The 16,167-nt window shown below is 66.1% G+C and carries 14 protein-coding genes and 1 tRNA gene; 9 read left to right on the forward strand and 6 right to left on the reverse strand.

Annotated elements, in window-relative coordinates:
- The first annotated feature begins 209 nt into the window (after positions 1-209).
- The 9 genes from OVY01_RS17235 (at position 210) to yacG (ending at position 8,227) form a co-directional block, all read left to right on the forward strand.
- Complete coding sequence (locus OVY01_RS17235) at positions 210-1,211, forward strand: polyprenyl synthetase family protein (RefSeq protein ID WP_267848793.1); 1,002 nt, start codon at positions 210-212, stop codon at positions 1,209-1,211.
- Positions 1,212-1,327: 116 nt separating this feature from the next.
- Positions 1,328-1,404: transfer RNA gene (locus OVY01_RS17240), tRNA-Pro, on the forward strand.
- Between the two features lie 170 nt (positions 1,405-1,574).
- A complete protein-coding gene (locus tag OVY01_RS17245) occupies positions 1,575-2,912 on the forward strand; it encodes an HlyC/CorC family transporter (protein ID WP_267848794.1) in 1,338 nt (445 codons plus the stop codon).
- Between the two features lie 96 nt (positions 2,913-3,008).
- On the forward strand, positions 3,009-4,373 hold the full coding sequence (locus tag OVY01_RS17250) for a GspE/PulE family protein (protein WP_267848795.1): 1,365 nt from the start codon (positions 3,009-3,011) through the stop codon (positions 4,371-4,373).
- A complete protein-coding gene (locus OVY01_RS17255; protein WP_267848796.1) occupies positions 4,370-5,527 on the forward strand; it encodes a type II secretion system F family protein in 1,158 nt (385 codons plus the stop codon). Before OVY01_RS17250 ends, OVY01_RS17255 begins: the two co-directional genes overlap by 4 nt.
- A 32-nt stretch (positions 5,528-5,559) precedes the next feature.
- Positions 5,560-6,570, forward strand: coding sequence for a prepilin peptidase (locus OVY01_RS17260; protein WP_432422272.1), 1,011 nt, complete (start codon positions 5,560-5,562; stop codon positions 6,568-6,570).
- Between the two features lies 1 nt (position 6,571).
- Positions 6,572-7,186: a dephospho-CoA kinase gene (gene coaE, locus OVY01_RS17265; RefSeq protein WP_267848797.1), complete on the forward strand. Its 615-nt coding sequence runs from the start codon at positions 6,572-6,574 to the stop codon at positions 7,184-7,186.
- Between the two features lie 92 nt (positions 7,187-7,278).
- On the forward strand, positions 7,279-8,034 hold the full coding sequence (zapD, locus tag OVY01_RS17270) for a cell division protein ZapD (protein WP_267848798.1): 756 nt from the start codon (positions 7,279-7,281) through the stop codon (positions 8,032-8,034).
- Between the two features lie 10 nt (positions 8,035-8,044).
- Positions 8,045-8,227, forward strand: a complete 183-nt coding sequence (yacG, locus tag OVY01_RS17275; protein WP_267848799.1) for a DNA gyrase inhibitor YacG — start codon at positions 8,045-8,047, stop codon at positions 8,225-8,227.
- 12 nt (positions 8,228-8,239) lie between these two features.
- Here the strand turns inward: yacG and OVY01_RS17280 are convergent, their stop codons facing one another.
- From OVY01_RS17280 to secA, 6 genes are all read right to left on the reverse strand, one after another.
- A complete protein-coding gene (locus OVY01_RS17280; protein ID WP_267848800.1) occupies positions 8,240-9,592 on the reverse strand; it encodes an aminotransferase class I/II-fold pyridoxal phosphate-dependent enzyme in 1,353 nt (450 codons plus the stop codon).
- Positions 9,593-9,677: 85 nt separating this feature from the next.
- Positions 9,678-10,499 carry an SDR family oxidoreductase gene (locus tag OVY01_RS17285; protein ID WP_267848801.1) on the reverse strand — a complete coding sequence of 274 codons (822 nt, stop codon included), beginning with the start codon at positions 10,497-10,499 and terminating at the stop codon, positions 9,678-9,680.
- Positions 10,500-10,618: 119 nt separating this feature from the next.
- Positions 10,619-11,050 (reverse strand): NUDIX domain-containing protein, encoded by a 432-nt coding sequence (locus tag OVY01_RS17290; protein ID WP_267848802.1) that lies wholly within the window; start codon positions 11,048-11,050, stop codon positions 10,619-10,621.
- Complete coding sequence (locus tag OVY01_RS17295; RefSeq protein ID WP_267848803.1) at positions 11,047-11,922, reverse strand: ATP-binding protein; 876 nt, start codon at positions 11,920-11,922, stop codon at positions 11,047-11,049. Before OVY01_RS17295 ends, OVY01_RS17290 begins: the two co-directional genes overlap by 4 nt.
- A gap of 6 nt (positions 11,923-11,928) precedes the next feature.
- Positions 11,929-13,161 carry a bifunctional glutamate N-acetyltransferase/amino-acid acetyltransferase ArgJ gene (argJ, locus tag OVY01_RS17300; protein WP_267848804.1) on the reverse strand — a complete coding sequence of 411 codons (1,233 nt, stop codon included), beginning with the start codon at positions 13,159-13,161 and terminating at the stop codon, positions 11,929-11,931.
- Positions 13,162-13,258: 97 nt separating this feature from the next.
- Positions 13,259-16,123 carry a preprotein translocase subunit SecA gene (gene secA, locus OVY01_RS17305; RefSeq protein WP_267848805.1) on the reverse strand — a complete coding sequence of 955 codons (2,865 nt, stop codon included), beginning with the start codon at positions 16,121-16,123 and terminating at the stop codon, positions 13,259-13,261.
- Between the last annotated feature and the right edge of the window lie 44 nt (positions 16,124-16,167).

Genomic DNA, 16,167 nt, shown 5'->3' on the forward strand with positions numbered 1-16,167 from the left:
CGGATTATATCCGCAAAGCGCCAGGCCGTCAAACGTCGACGCACCATTCGCCCCCTTGCCGGCGTCGCCAGGCGCGGTTGCATCGCGCCGTTCCGCGCCGTTTCGCCCGCCGCGCGGCGGCTGTCCGGCGGGCATCGGCACAATGGTTTCCGCGCTGCGCCCCGGGTTCGCCTTATAATCCGCGCTATCCCTCTTAATTCGGTGCCGTCTTGACTGCCGCTTCTTACGCCGCTGCGTCCTCCGCGTCATCCGCGTCGATTCTCGCCCCCATCGCCGACGACATGCTCGAAGTCGATCGGGTGGTCCGCGCACGCCTCTCGTCCGAGGTCGTGCTGATCAATCAGATTTCCGAATACATCATCGGCGCCGGCGGCAAGCGCCTGCGGCCCGCCCTTCTGCTGCTGATCGCCGGGGCGCTGGGCAACCGCGGTCCGGAACGCTACGAACTCGCCGCCGTCATCGAATTCATCCACACGGCCACGCTGCTGCACGACGACGTCGTCGACGAGTCGGATCTGCGCCGCGGCAAGAAAACGGCGAATGCGGTGTTCGGCAATGCGGCGAGCGTGCTGGTCGGCGATTTCCTGCACTCGCGTTCGTTCCAGATGATGGTCAGCGTCGAACGGCTGCGCGTGATGGCGATCGTCTCCGATGCGACCAACGTCATCGCGGAAGGCGAAGTGCTGCAGTTGCTCAACATGCACGACCCCGACGTCAATGAGGAACGCTATACGCAGGTGATCCGATACAAGACGGCGCGCCTGTTCGAGGCGTCCGCGCAGCTGGGCGCGATTCTCGCCGACGCCAGCGCGCCGGTGGAAGCCGCGGCGAGCGAATACGGACGACGCATGGGCACGGCCTTCCAGTTGATGGACGACTGGCTCGACTACGCGGGCTGCGCCGAGGAAATGGGCAAGAACGCCGGCGACGATCTGCGCGAAGGCAAGCCGACGCTGCCCCTGATCCATTTGATGGAGCATGGCAGCCCGGAATACCGCACGCTCGCCCGCGAAGCAATCGAACAGGGCGGCACGGACCGGTTCGACACGATTTTCGAAGCCATCCAGCGCTCCGGCGCGCTCGACTACACGCTGGCCTGCGCGCGCCGCGAGGCCGAGGCCGCCGCTGCCGCGATAATTCACTTTCCCGATTCCATTTACAAGAAAAGCCTGCTAGAATTATGCTCTTATTCGACGGGGCGCCACTCTTGACGATTCCCGAAACCACACGGTTTCAGGAAAATTCGAAAAAGAGCGTTGCCAGCGTTGCAGGATGACCGGATTTGCTGTATTCTTCGCGTCTTTCTTCAGCACCAATCCGTTGTCATCGGGGTGTAGCTTAGCCTGGTAGAGCGCTACGTTCGGGACGTAGAGGCCGGAGGTTCGAATCCTCTCACCCCGACCAGAATTTGAATGTCGCATCCTCGGCATGCGGCGTTCAGCGAAAAACCGTCCTTTTGGACGGTTTTTTTGTTTCCGGGACCCGCCATATGTCCTGCATGAGGCAGACCGCCGTCAGGCAGCCGTTATGGCTCTGCTATAGTGTGTCACTCCTTCTGCTTCCGACGAGCGCGCGTGGACACGCTTCCCTTATGGGCCAAGATCGGCACCATCCTGTTGCTGCTGGTTCTTTCCGCTTTCTTTTCCATTTCTGAAACGTCGATGATGGCGATCAACCGCCATCGACTCAAATATCTGGCGAGCAAGAGCGCGTTCGGCGCGAAGCGCACGCAGGGTCTGCTCGCCAAGACCGAACAGCTGCTCAGCCTGATCCTGATCGGCAACAATCTGATCAATGTCGTGATTCCGGTGGTGACGACATCGATCACGCTGAGCATGTTCGGCAACGACAGCGTCGTTCTGTCGGTCACCACGGGCGTGGTGGCGTTCCTGATCATCGTGTTCTGCGAGATCACGCCGAAAATCGTCGGCGCCAGTTTTCCCGAGAAGATCGCCCTGCCCGCCAGCTTCGTGCTCGGCCCGCTGATGCGGGTCGCCCAGCCGCTGATCTGGTTCGTGAACCTGTTCGCCTCGGCCACCCTGCATCTGTTGCGCATCAATACCCACGGCGCCCGGGATGTGCGACTGAGTTCCGAGGAGGTACGCAACATCGTGCTCGACTCGGGGAGCTTCCTGCCGCTCAAGCATCGCAGCATCCTGAGGAATCTGTTCGACCTGGACAATATCGAGATCGACGACGTGATGGTGCCGCGCGCACGCATCGAAGGCCTGGATCTGAGCGCGCGCTTCGAAACCATCGTGCAGCAGCTCGAGACCTGCTATCACAACAAGCTGGTCGTCTACGATGGCGACATCGATCGCATCGCCGGCGTGCTGCACGTGCGCAAGACGCTGGCGGCGCTGCACACGCCCGGCTTCACGCCCGACACGGTGCGCTCGATGCTGACCGAACCGTATTACATTCCGACCGGTACGCCCGTCTTCCAGCAATTGCAGTTCTTCCAGGAGCATCGTCGCCGTATCGGCATCGTCGTCAACGAGTACGGCGAAGTGCAGGGGCTGGTGACGCCGGAGGACATCATCGAGGAATTGATCGGCGAATTCACCACCTCGGTACCGCGCTCCGCCGCCTCGCGGCCCGGCTGGAGCGCGCAGGACGACTGCATCGTGGCAGGTGGCACGCCCTTGCGCGAACTGAACCGCCTGCTCGGGCTGCAGATGCCGGTGGACGGTCCGAAGACCCTGAACGGCCTGATTCTCGAGATCCTGACGGAAATACCGGAAGGCGCTTTATCGATGGCGATCAACGGCTGCCGGGTGGAGGTCATGCAGATCGACAATCAGGCGGTACGGACGGTCAAACTGTTTCGCCCCGCCGTGGACAAAGCCGCCGACAAGGCGGCGGCCAGCATCTCGAGCAAGGCAGCGGGCGGCAAACCCGCGCGACGCTAAACGCGTTCCGGCCGGAAGGCCGAATGGGCGGCGGCGGCACGGCGCGCGAAGATGGGGACCTACCGGTTTTGCGCCGCCTCGCGCGGCCTTCGTGCCATGTCTCCGTCGCCACCGCGTTCTCCCGCACTTTGCGCGGCCACCCCGGCCCCGTCTACCGCGGCGCGCCCGCTTACGCGTCCTGGCGCCGCCAGCCACGATGCCGATGCCCCCGCAGTCCGACTGCTGAACGACATCCTGATCCATGCGGCCGCGCGCAATGCATCGGACCTGCATTTCGAACGCGGCGCGCACGACTGGCGCATCCGGCTGCGGATCGACGGCGTCCTCCATCTCGCGGACCCCGTGCCCTCGCACCTGCGCGATCCCCTGATCGCGCGGATCAAGGCGCTCGCGGGTCTCGACATCGCCGAACGCCGTCTGCCGCAGGATGGCCGCCTGAGTCTGCGTCTGTGTGCGGACCGCAGCGAGGATTTCCGCGTCAGCACGCTGCCCACCGTGCATGGAGAAAAGGTCGTGCTGCGCCGGCTCGACACGCTGCCGGCGCTGTTCGACTTCGGCATGCTCGGGTACGACGCAGGGCAGCAGGCGGCGCTGTATGCCGCGCTGCACGCGCCGCATGGAATGATCCTCGTCACCGGCCCCACCGGCAGCGGCAAGACGCTCTCCCTGTTCGGCTTCCTGAACGCGATCAACGATCCATCGATCAATATCTGCACGGTCGAGGATCCGGTCGAGCTGCGTCTGCCCGGCATCACCCAGGTGAGCGTGCGCGAGAAGGCGGGGCTCGATTTCGCCAGCGTTCTGCGCGCCTTCCTGCGCCAGGATCCCGACGTCATGATGGTCGGCGAGATCCGGGACGCCGCGACGGCGGACATCGCGGTCAAGGCCGCCCAGACCGGGCATCGCGTCCTTTCCACCCTGCACACCAACGACGCGTCGTCGGCCATCATTCGCCTGCGCGACATCGGTATCGCGTCCTACAAGCTGGCCGCGGCGCTGCGTCTGGTCACCGCCCAGCGCCTGGTCCGAAAGCTTTGTCCGCAATGCCGCGAACCCGATCCGCTCGCGATCGCGCAATGCGCCGTCATGGGGTCCGCCGCCATGGCGGCGTTCTCCCCGGCGCCTCCGCCCGGGGTACGGCCAATGCCGGCGCGGTCCCGGCCGGCGTGCGCGACGACCGTGCACGACCCCGCCGGCGGGGATCTCCCTCCCGCCTGGCGCGCGGTCGGCTGCGATGCCTGCCACGGCATCGGCTACCGGGGGCGCATGGCGATCCACGAAGTCATGCCGATCTCCGCACGGATGCGCGAACTCATCGTCGGCGACGCCAGCGTCGTCGCCCTGAGCGCGCAGGCGCGCGCCGAGTGCATTCCGACGCTGCAGGATGCCGCGCTGGCGGCGGTGCGGGCGGGCCGGACCAGCCTCGCCGAGGCGTTCGGCGCCACCGGGAGTGACGCATGACACGCCCGCGCGCCTTCGCCCAGCCCGCCGCGCGTCCGTCCGGTCGCGCGGCGGCGCAGGCCGCGCCGATGCCACCGCGCCGTTCCTCGCCGCGCTTCCGCCACCGGCGCCATGCGCCCCGCCTGCTCGGCCGGCCCCTGACCCTGCTCACCCGGCAACTGGCCGGCTTGCTGCATGCCGGCATTCCGCTGCTCGCGGCGCTCGACCTGCTCGCCTGCGCGGACGACGGCCGCGCGCCGTGCGCGGTACTGAGCGCGATACGCCACCAGCTCGTCCGGGGACGCTCGCTCGCCGATGCGCTGCGCCAGCATCCCCGGACCTTCGACGCGTTCTACCTGCAACTGGTCACGCTGGGCGAGTCCTCCGGCCGGCTCGCCGACATGCTGCTGCGCCTGGCCGAGGCGCGGGAGCACCGCGAGCGGCATCGTCAGCAGGTGCGTCAGGCGCTTGTCTATCCCGCGTTCGTCTGCGCGGTCGCACTGGGCGTCGTGCTCGCGCTGATGATCTGGGCAGTGCCCGCGTTCCAGCATCTCTTCGACGATTTCGGCGCGGTCCTGCCGCCGCTCACGCGCGCGGTGCTGAATGCGACAGATGGCTTGCTGTCGTATGGCTGGATCCCCATGGTTGGCGCCGTGCTGGCGGGAGCCGGCACGCGTCTCGGCTGGCAGCGCTCGCCGACGTTCCGGCACGCGGCGCATGCGCGCTGGCTCCGCCTGCCGCTGGTCGGTCCGCTTTGCACGCAGACGGCGCTGGGCCAATGGGCCAGCGGCCTTGCCGTCCTGCTGCTGGCCGGTACACCGCTGGTGGACGCGTTGCGCATCCTCGGCGCGGGCCATGCCCAGCCGGTTTTCGCGCATGCCAGCGCACGGCTCGCGCACCGGCTGCAGAACGGCGAGCGGCTGGCGACGGCAATGGCCGGGGCCGGCTGCTTTCCCGCTTCCGCCGTGCGCAGCGTCGCACTCGCCGAGCACACCGGGGCGCTGGACCGCATGCTGAACGAACTCGGACAACGCTATGCCGCCGATGCCCAGGCCCGCGTCGCGGCATGGACCCGCATCGTCGAGCCGCTGGTCATCAGCCTGTGCGGCGGCATCGTCGCACTGCTGGTCGTGGCGCTCTATCTGCCGATTATCGAACTGGGCAATGTGGTATAGGATGGAGGCCGTTTCGAACCAGGCGGCAAGTCATGCAAGGCAACGAACTCACGGGCACAGCGCTTTCCTCCTGGCTGATCGGCTATGGCACGGCCTTCGGCATGCTGCCGCCCGTCCTGCAATACCTGTTCGCCGCGCTTTTCGGGCTGGCGATCGGCAGCTTCCTGACCGTCGTGATCCACCGCCTGCCGATCATGATGGAACGCGCCTGGCGCACCGAGATCGCCGACGAGATCGGCGACACGCGCGCCCGAGAGGGCGACCGGGATGCCACGCCCCGCGCTGTCGGCGCCACGGCATCCAGCGGACCCGGCGCACCCGATGCCGCAGGCGCGCTCGATGCCGCCGCCGTCATGCCGCCGCCTCTGGAACGTTACGATCTCGCGCTGCCGCGCTCGGCCTGTCCGTCGTGCGGCCACGTGCTGCGCCCGGTCGAAAACATCCCGCTCGTGAGCTATCTGCTCGCGCGTGGCCGCTGCCGCGCCTGCGGCCACGCGATCGGCATCCTCTATCCCCTCGTCGAAGTCCTGACGATGGCGATGGCGCTGGTCGTGCTCCGGCACTTCGGCGCCGGCTGGACCGGCGTCGCGGCCTTCGGTCTGTGCGCGAGCCTGATCGCCCTCGCCTTCATCGACGCCCGCACGCATCTGCTGCCGGACGTCCTGACCCTGCCGCTGCTGTGGACGGGATTGCTGCTCAATGTCGGCGACCTGTTCGTGCCGCTGACGGACGCGGTCATCGGCGCCGCGGCCGGCTACCTGTTTCTCTGGCTGATCTACTGGGGCTTCCGGCTGCTGCGCGGCAAGGAGGGCATGGGCTACGGCGACTTCAAATTGCTCGCGGCGCTGGGGGCCTGGCTCGGCTGGCAGGCCTTGCCCCAGATCGTCCTGCTCGCAGCGCTGGCGGGATCGCTGTTCGGCCTGGCGGCACTGTTCAGCGGCCGGCGGCGCGCGGACCAGCCGCTGCCGTTCGGTCCCTATCTCGCCTTCGCCGGCGGCGTCGCGCTGTTTTTCGGCGACCCTTTGCGCCACTGGATCGCCTAGCATGCTCAGGATCGGACTCACCGGCGGCATCGGCAGCGGCAAGACGGTGGTCAGCGACCGCTTCGCGGCGCTGGGCGCGAGCGTGATCGACAGCGATGTGCTCGCGCGCCGCGTCACGGCACCGGGCGGCACGGCGATCGCGCCGATTGCCGCGGCCTTCGGTGCCGATTTTCTGGCGGACGACGGGTCGCTGGACCGCGCGCGCATGCGGGAAAAGGTGTTCGCGGATGCCGCCGCCCGCAGACAACTCGAATCCATCACGCATCCGCTGATCCGGGCCGAGACCGAGCGCGAGTTGCGCCAGCCCCATCATGCGGCGGCGCCCTATCTGATATTCGCGGTGCCGTTGCTGGTCGAATCCGGGCGCTGGGCGTCACGCGTCGACCGGGTGCTGGTGGTCGACTGCGCGATCGAGACGCAAATCGTCCGCGTGATGCGGCGCAACCGGTTGAGCGAGGCGCAGGTACGGGCGATCATCGCCAGCCAGGCGAGTCGTGAATCCCGTCTGGCGGCCGCCGACGATACGCTGGTGAACGATCATAAGCCGCTCGCCGCCCTGCACGCCGAAATCGACGTCCTGCACCGGCACTATCTCGCCCTGGCGGCGGCTGCTTAAAAAGCGCGCGTTGCGGCGCCTGGGCCCCCGCATTAGAATGACGTGTCCCGTCCGCAAACCTGAAGCGCACAACACCTCTAAGGCGATTCCGCTTGATTCTTTACGAATACCCTTTCAACGAACGCATCCGGACGCTCTTGCGGCTCGAGGATCTCTTCGAGCGCTTCACCTTCTTTCTGGCGCAGGAAGATCCGCGCGCGCATCACACCGCGCTCACGACACTGTTCGAGATCGCCGAGGTGACGGGACGCACGGACCTGCGGTCGGACCTGCTGAAGGAACTCGATCGCCAGAAGCAGGCGCTCGCGCCCTATCGGGAAAATCCGGGCATCGAACAGGATCAACTGGAAGCCGTGCTCGGGCAGATCGACCACGCGCTGACCGGACTGGGCCGCCTGCAGGGCAAGCCGGGGCAACATCTGACCGACAATGAATGGCTTGGCAGCATCCGCAGCCGCATGATCATTCCCGGCGGCACCTGCAAGTTCGACCTGCCGTCCTACTACGCCTGGCAGCAGAACAGCCCGGAGCAACGGCGCGACGACATCACCAAGTGGATCATGCCGATCGTCCCGCTGCAGGAAGCCGCGTCGATCGTCCTGCGCCTTGCGCGGGAATCGGGGCAGGCGGCGAAGGTGATGGCGCCGCAGGGCAGCTACCAGCAGATGCTGTCTGGACGCAGTTATCAGCTCATGCAGGTGCGGGTCTCGCCCACGCTCAAGGTGATCCCCGAGGCCAGCGCGAACAAGTACATGTTGTGGGTGCGCTTCACATCGCAGGACGGCGATCTGAAGCCGCGGGCGGTCGACAGCGACGTGCCCTTCATGCTGACCCTTTGCAACCTCTAGTTTTCGCCCGATGCTTACAGTCAAATGTCCGACCTGCGGCAAACCGGTCGTCTGGACCGAAGCCAGCCGCTTTCGCCCGTTCTGCTCGGAACGCTGCAAACAGATCGATCTGGGCGCCTGGGCGAGCGAGAAGTACGCGATCCACAGCGACACCCAGGATGGCGATTCCGACGACGCGGAAAAACTCAACTGAACCGGCGCCGCGTCAACCGGCCCGCTGCGGTCCCCGCCATGACGAACCGGCGAGGATGCCCACCGTCCGCCCGACCCGCTCGAACGCGGCGATCGCTTCGTCGAGATCCTGGGGGGTGTGCGTTGCCATGACGCTCAGGCGCAGGCGCTGCCCATCCTTCGACACTGCCGGGTATTCGATCGAATTCAGGAAAATGCCTTCGTCGTCGAACAACTTGCACACTTCGCGAATGTTCGCGTCCGGCGGCATGTGCACCGGGATGATCGCCGCCTCGCGAAACGTCTTGAAACCCAGTCCGCTCAACGCTTTTTCCAGATACCGGGCGTTTTCGTGGAGCCGCACGATCCGCTCCGGCTCCCGTTCGAGGACCTCGAGCCCACCGAGCACGGCGGCAACGGTCGTGATCGGCAAATGGGCGGAAAAGATATAGGCGCGGGAACAGAACCGCAGGTAGTCGATCACTTCGCGACTGGCGCTGAGGAAGCCCCCCGTCATGCCGAACGCCTTGCTGAAGGAGCCTACCCAGATATCGACGCCGTCCTTCATGCCGAAATGCTCGCCCACTCCGCCTCCATGCCGCCCCATCACGCCGGTGCCGTGCGCATCGTCCACCATCAACACGGCGCCGTAGGTGGCGCACAGCGCGCTGATGCGCGGGAGCGGCACCAGATCGCCATCCATCGAGTACACACCCTCGGCCGCGACGAAGATCTGCCGGTTGGGCCGGTCCTCGGCCTTGCGGTAGCGCTGCAGCAGCCGTTCCAGGTGATCCATGTCGTTGTGCGCGAAACGGATCGCACTGAACTTGGTTTTCGCCGCGGTCAGCGCGATGCCGTCGTACAGGCTCGCATGGTTGTAGGCGTCATACAGCAGCACGTCGTCGGCCCGGATCAGGGTGTTGATCCAGCCGAGATTGGCCTGATAGCCGGAACCGAACAACATGGTGTCTTCCGCGCCCTTCATCCGCGACAGCCGCTTTTCCAGTAGCCGATGCAGTTCGGTCATCCCGCCCAGCAGGGGCGGCCCGCCCACGCCCGCGCCAAAGGTGTCCAGCGCGTCCTTGATGCGGCCGATGACGTGGGGGTGCGTGGTCAGGCCGAGATAATTGTTCGACCCGAGCATGATCATTTCCCGGATCGTGCCGTCGGCAGCACGCACGCGGGTCCGGTTGGACACGGCCGATACGATCTCCCGGCTGTAATGCACCATCCCTTTCTCGACGGTATCGCGGTAGAAGTCCGAAAACGGCTTGACGCGCCCCTGCAGCGTCGTGGCATCGGTGTTGAACAGCTCGGCCAGCGCGAAATTCTCGCCGTGATTCGATTCGCTCGAGTCGGACTCGATGGCAGACGAAGCAGATGACATGAAAGGTTTCCTGTGCCGCCCATGCAGCGGCATGCGTGCGACTGTTTTTCTATGGAATACGTCGCGGGCGCGCCCGCGCACGCGTTCAGGGACGTTCCTGGCGCTTGAGCGAACGCGCGATCAGCGGATCGAAATACCACCGGTTGACCAGGGGGCCGATGAGACTGCCCAGACGTGACAGCGCGCCCAGCGTCAGGCCGGGCGCGATCGAGAACTGTTTTCCGGCGACGCCCCGCACGATGGCCTCCGCCACTTCCTCGGCGGTGGCCGCCTTGGCGCCCGCCGCGATCTGGCTGGTGATCGTCGGCCGTATCTTGATCTCCTCGCGCAGCATCGGCGTGTCGGTGTCCGGCGGATATACCACCGACACCCCGATGCCCAGCGGCTTCAACTCGGCGCGCAAGACCTCGCCGAGCCCGCGCAACGCGAATTTGGTCGGTGTGTACGCGGACAGGCCGTAAATGCCCAGCAGCCCCGCGCCGGACGACACCAGCACGATATGTCCGCGGCCCGCCGCCCGCATCGCGGGCAGCGCCGCATGCACAAGGTAGACGCCGCCCAGATAGTTGACGTCCATCGTTGTACGAAACGCCTCGGGCGTGAGGGTCTCGAAAGTATGGGGAATCACGATGCCGGCGTTGGCGACCACCAGCGTCGGCGCGCCGTTTTCCGCGATACCCCGCTCGACCGCGGCCTTGACCGCCGGCGCATCGCGCACGTCGACGCTCAGCACGAGAATGCGTTGCTCGTCCCGCTGCCGCGCGCCTTCGAGTGCACGGCGCGCGGCGTCGAGACGCTCGGGATCACGGGCGAGGATCGTCAGGTGATGGCCGCTTTCCGCCAGCTTCTGCGCCAGGGCGAGCCCGATCCCGCTCGATCCCCCGCTGATGATGGCGTGGGGCGTCATGTGATGTTCCTTTTTGACCTGCGCGGTGTCGGGGGGCGCTCGAGGAAGCGCGCAAGGCGATTCTAGCCGATTGCGCGATGATGCATCTTACACCGCGCCGGGGCGGCTCTTGCACACCGTCAGGGCGGCTCCGCCGCCAGCCATTCGATGACCGGCAGCGCCGCCGGCAACAGGGGCGCCACGTCGACCGGGGCGCGCTGCCAGAGAAAGGCCTGGCCTTCCCGGCCGCTGGGTTCGCCGCGCCAGTGCCGGATCTTGTGGAAATACAGACGCACATAGGCATGCGGATAATCGTGCTCCAGCACGCGCCAGGCTTCGCTCGCGCCGATATCGATGCCCAGCTCCTCCTGCAGTTCACGCGCCAGCGCGGCCGCGACCGACTCCCCCGCTTCGAGCTTGCCGCCAGGAAACTCCCAATAGCCCGCATAGGGTTTGCCGGCCGGGCGTTGCGCCAGCAGGAAGCGTCCGTCGGGCCGCAGCAGGACACCGACCGCGACTTCGGTGATGGGACGTCCGCCCGCGCCCGCCGGTGCGCCCGCAGGCGTACTCATGCGCCCGCCGCCTCGTGCCGGCCGGTCCAGTCGCGCGCGAACTGAAAGGCAACCCGCCCGGAACGGGAACCGCGCTCCAGCGCCCAGATCAGCGCTTCGCCGCGCGCCGCCTCGACATCCGCCGCCGCGGCGCCGAAATGCCGCAGCCAGTGCCCGACGATGGTCAGATAATCGTCCTGCTTGAACGGGTAGAAGCTGACCCACAACCCGAAACGCTCGGACAGCGAGATTTTTTCCTCGATGACTTCGCCGGGATGGATCTCGCCGTCGTCGGTATGCCGGTAACTTTCGTTTTCCTTCATGTATTCCGGCATCAGGTGACGGCGGTTCGAGGTCGCGTAGATCAGGACATTGTCCGATTGCGCGGCGATCGACCCGTCGAGCGCCACCTTCAACGCCTTGTAGCCGGACTCGCCGTCCTCGAACGAGAGGTCGTCGCAGAAGATCACGAAGCGCTCGGGACGCCCGCTCACCAGATCGACGATATCGCCGAGGTCGTGCAGATCGTCCTTGTCGACCTCGATCAGGCGCAGGCCCTGCGCGGCGTAGGCGTTCAGGCAGGCCTTGATCAGCGACGATTTGCCCGTGCCGCGCGCGCCGGTCAACAGCACGTTGTTGGCGGGACGCTTCTCGACGAATTGCCGGGTGTTGCGCTCGATGGCGCTTTTCTGCCGGTCGATGTTCTGCAGATCGTCCAGGGCGATCGACGACAGGCCGGGCACCGGCTGCAGATAGCCGCGCCCCTGCCGGGTACGCCAGCGAAAGGCGACCGCCTTGTCCCATTCGATCAGGGGCGTGGCGGGCGGCAGCATCGTTTCGAGCCGGCCGAGCAGCGCTTCGGCGCGCGTGAGAAAGTGTTCGAGTTTGTCCATGGCGGCTCAGGAGCGGTAATCGGCGTTGATGCTCACGTAATCGTGCGACAGGTCACATGTCCAGATCGTCGCCGCAGCGTCGCCCCGGCCCAGCACCACCCGCACCGTGATTTCGCTTTGCTGCATGACGCGCTGACCGTCGGCTTCCTGGTAGTCGGGGTTGCGGCCACCGGCCCTGGCGACCCAGACGTCGTCGAGATACAGATCGACGCCGCCGACATCGAGGTCGTCGATGCCGGCATAGCCGACCGCCGCGAGAATGCGGCCCAGATTCGGATCGGAGGCAAAGAAGGCGGTCTTGACGAGCGGCGAATGGCCGATCGCGTAACCGACCTTGCGGCACTCCGCTGCGCTCGCGCCGCCTTCGACCTGGATCGTGATGAATTTCGTCGCGCCCTCGCCGTCGCGCACGATCAGTTGCGCGATCTCCTGCGCGAGGCCGAGCAGGGACTCGCGCAGCGCGACATAGGCCGCTTCCGTGGTCGAGGTGATCTCGGGCAGCGTCGAGCGACCGGTGGCGACGACGATGAAGGAATCGTTCGTCGAGGTGTCGCCGTCGATCGTGATGCAGTTGAACGAACGGTCCGCGATGTCCTGGATCAGGCTATCGAGCACGGGCTGGGCGATGCGGGCATCGGTACCGATGAAACCCAGCATCGTCGCCATGTTCGGCCTGATCATGCCCGCACCCTTGCTGATGCCCGTCATGACGACGCGGTGACCATCGATGTTCACCTCGCGCGACGCGGCTTTCGGCCGCGTGTCGGTGGTCATGATCGCCTCGGCCGCTTCGGCCCAGTGCGCGGCGTCCTGCTGCGCGAGCGCCGCCGGCAGACCGGCGATGAGCCGCTCGACCGGCAACGGTTCGAGGATCACGCCGGTGGAGAACGGCAACACCTGCTGCGGCGCGATGCCCATCAGCTCGGCCAGTGCGGCGCAGGTCTGCCGGGCCATCGCCAGGCCCGGCTCGCCGGTGCCGGCGTTCGCATTGCCGGTATTGACCACCAGCGCCCGGATCCCGGCCCCCGGTTCGGCCAGATGCGCACGGCACACCGTCACCGGCGCCGCGCAGAAGCGGTTCAGCGTGAAGACGCCGGAGACGCTCGCACCTTCCTCCAGCGCGATCACGAGCACATCCTTGCGGTTGGGCTTGCGAATGTGCGCTTCGGCCCAGCCCAGGGTCATGCCCGCGACCGGATTAAGCGTTGATGGATCCATCGTCGGGAAATTCACGGCCATGACGCGTCCTTCTGGTATGCGTGGAGGAATAAGCAAATCGGCTGACCCGCGACATGCGTGGTCAGCCGACGGTTTCAACGCCCGATGTCCGGCCTGTTCAGGCGATCTTGCCGTGGCATTGCTTGTACTTCATGCCGCTGCCGCAGGGGCAGGCGTCGTTGCGGCCGACCTTCGGATACGCCGGGTGCGACGACAGGTGCGGTGCCGGCGCCGGAATCGGCGACTCGTCGGTCTGTTGGTAGGCGCCGCTGCCGGTGGCATCGAGCGGCCCGGCCGTGGGCGCGAGCGCCGCATCCGGCAGCGTCGCCTGACCGATGCCGCCGGTTTCCACCACTTCCGAGCCGTCGATGTCGGTGTGATGGAATTCGAGCGATACCAGACTCTGGTTCGCCTGGCCTTCGACCTGCTCGGTGGCGTTCTCCAGTTGTTCCGACGACTGGATCTCCACGTTCATCACGAAACGGATCACCTCGGACTTGATCGCGTCGAGCGTCTGGGCGAACAGTTCGAACGATTCGCGCTTGTATTCCTGCTTCGGGTTTTTCTGCGCATAGCCGCGCAAATGGATGCCCTGACGCAGGTGATCGAGCGCGGCCAGATGTTCGCGCCAGCGGCCGTCGAGCGTTTGCAGCATGACGGTGCGCTCGAAGCCGTTGAAGTCCTCGCGTCCCACCAGCCCGACCTTCTGTTCGTACGCCGCGTCGGCATCCTCGAGCACCTTCTCGAGAATGTCGTCGTCGCTGACGTTCTGCACCGCGCCCGCCAGCTCGCGCAACGGTACCGGCAGCTTCCAGTCGTCGCGCAGCACCTGCTCGAGTCCCGCCAGGTTCCACTGCTCCTCGATGCTGTTCGTCGGCACGTAGGTGCGCACCAGATCGGTGATCACCGACTGCCGCATCGCCGCGATCGTCTCGGAAATGTCGCTGGCTTCCAGCAGTTCGTTGCGCTGCTGATAGATCACCTTGCGCTGGTCGTTCGACACGTCGTCGTATTCGAGCAACTGCTTGCGGATGTCGAAATTGCGCGCCTCGACTTTCCGTTGTGCCGATTCGATCGAGCGCGATACGATGCCGGCCTCGATCGCCTCGCCTTCGGGCATCTTGAGGCGGTCCATGATCGCACGCACGCGGTCGCCGGCGAAGATGCGCAGCAGCGGATCCTCCAGCGACAGGAAGAAGCGCGACGAACCCGGGTCGCCCTGGCGGCCCGCGCGGCCGCGCAACTGGTTGTCGATACGGCGCGATTCATGGCGCTCGGTGCCGATGATGTGCAGGCCGCCCGCAGCCTTCACCGCATCGTGCAGCGCCTGCCATTCGTCGTGCAGCTGCTGAATCAGGCGCGGCTTTTCGCCGTCGGGGATCGCCGCGTCGGCTTCGATGAAACCGGCCTGCTTCTCGACGTTGCCGCCCAGTACGATGTCGGTGCCGCGGCCCGCCATGTTCGTCGCGATCGTGACCATCTTCGGCCGGCCTGCCTGCGCGATGATCTCGGCTTCCCGCGCGTGCTGCTTGGCGTTGAGCACCTGATGCGGCAGTTCGACCTGGCCGAGCAGGCTCGACAGCAGCTCGGAGCTTTCGATCGAGGTCGTGCCCACGAGCACCGGCTGGCCACGGTCGTAGCACTCCCGGATCTCGCGGATCACCGCGTCGTAGCGTTCCTTCGCCGTTTTGTAGATCTGGTCCTGCCGGTCCAGGCGCTTGGGCACCCGGTTCGTCGGGATGATCACCGTCTCCAGGCCGTAGATCTCCTGGAATTCGTAGGCTTCGGTATCGGCCGTACCGGTCATGCCCGAGAGTTTCTCGTACATCCGGAAGTAGTTCTGGAACGTGATCGACGCGAGCGTCTGGTTCTCGTTCTGGATCTTGACGCCTTCCTTCGCCTCGACGGCCTGGTGCAGACCGTCGGACCAGCGGCGCCCGGACATCAGGCGGCCGGTGAATTCGTCGACGATCACGACCTCGCCTTCCTGCACGACATAATGCTGGTCGCGCAGGAACAGCGTGTGGCCGCGCAGCGCGGCGTACACGTGGTGCATCAGCGTGATGTTCTGCGGCGCATACAGGCTCTCGCCCTCGCCGATCAGGCCCCACTGCGACAACAGGCTCTCGGCCTTCTCGTGGCCGCGTTCGGTCAGGAAGACCTGCCGCGCCTTCTCGTCGAGCGTGTAGTCGCCCGGCACCTCGACGCCCGTGCCGTCGGATTTCTCCTCGCCGATCTGCCGCTCGAGCAGCGGCGGCAATGCGTTCATCCGGACGTAGAGATCCGTATGGTCCTCGGCCTGCCCCGAAATGATCAGCGGCGTGCGGGCCTCGTCGATCAGGATCGAATCGACCTCGTCGACGATCGCGAAGTTCAGGGGCCGCTGCACGCGCCCTTCCACTTCGTAGACCATGTTGTCGCGCAGGTAATCGAAGCCGAACTCGTTGTTCGTGCCGTACGTGACGTCCGCCTCGTACGCCTGCTGCTTGGACGTGTGGTCCATCTGCGACAGATTGATGCCGACCGAGAGCCCGAGGAAGTTGTACAGCCGCGCCATCCACTCGGCGTCGCGCTGCGCGAGGTAGTCGTTGACGGTCACGACGTGCACGCCCTTGCCGGGCAGCGCGTTCAGGTAGCCGGCGAGCGTCGCGCACAGGGTCTTGCCCTCGCCGGTGCGCATTTCGCCGATCTTGCCCTGGTGCAGCGCCATCCCGCCGATCAGCTGGACGTCGAAATGCCGCATCTTCAGCACCCGCCGGCTCGCCTCGCGACAGACCGCGAAGGCTTCGGGCAGGAGTTGGTCGAGCGTCTCGCCGCCGGCGATGCGCTGGCGGAATTCGACGGTCTTCGCCTGCAGTTCGGCGTCGCTCAGTTTCTCGATGGCGGGCTCGAGCGCATTGATCGCGACGACGGTTTTTCTGTATTGCTTGACCAGTCGCTGATTGCGGCTGCCAAACACTTTCTGGAGTATTCCGGAAATCATCAGGTCGTTTCTAAGCGTCGCGGTCGGTGCGCCTGCGCTAGCGG

It is taken from the genome of Robbsia betulipollinis, from assembly GCF_026624755.1.
In the GTDB taxonomy this organism is placed as follows: Bacteria; Pseudomonadota; Gammaproteobacteria; order Burkholderiales; family Burkholderiaceae; genus Robbsia; species Robbsia betulipollinis.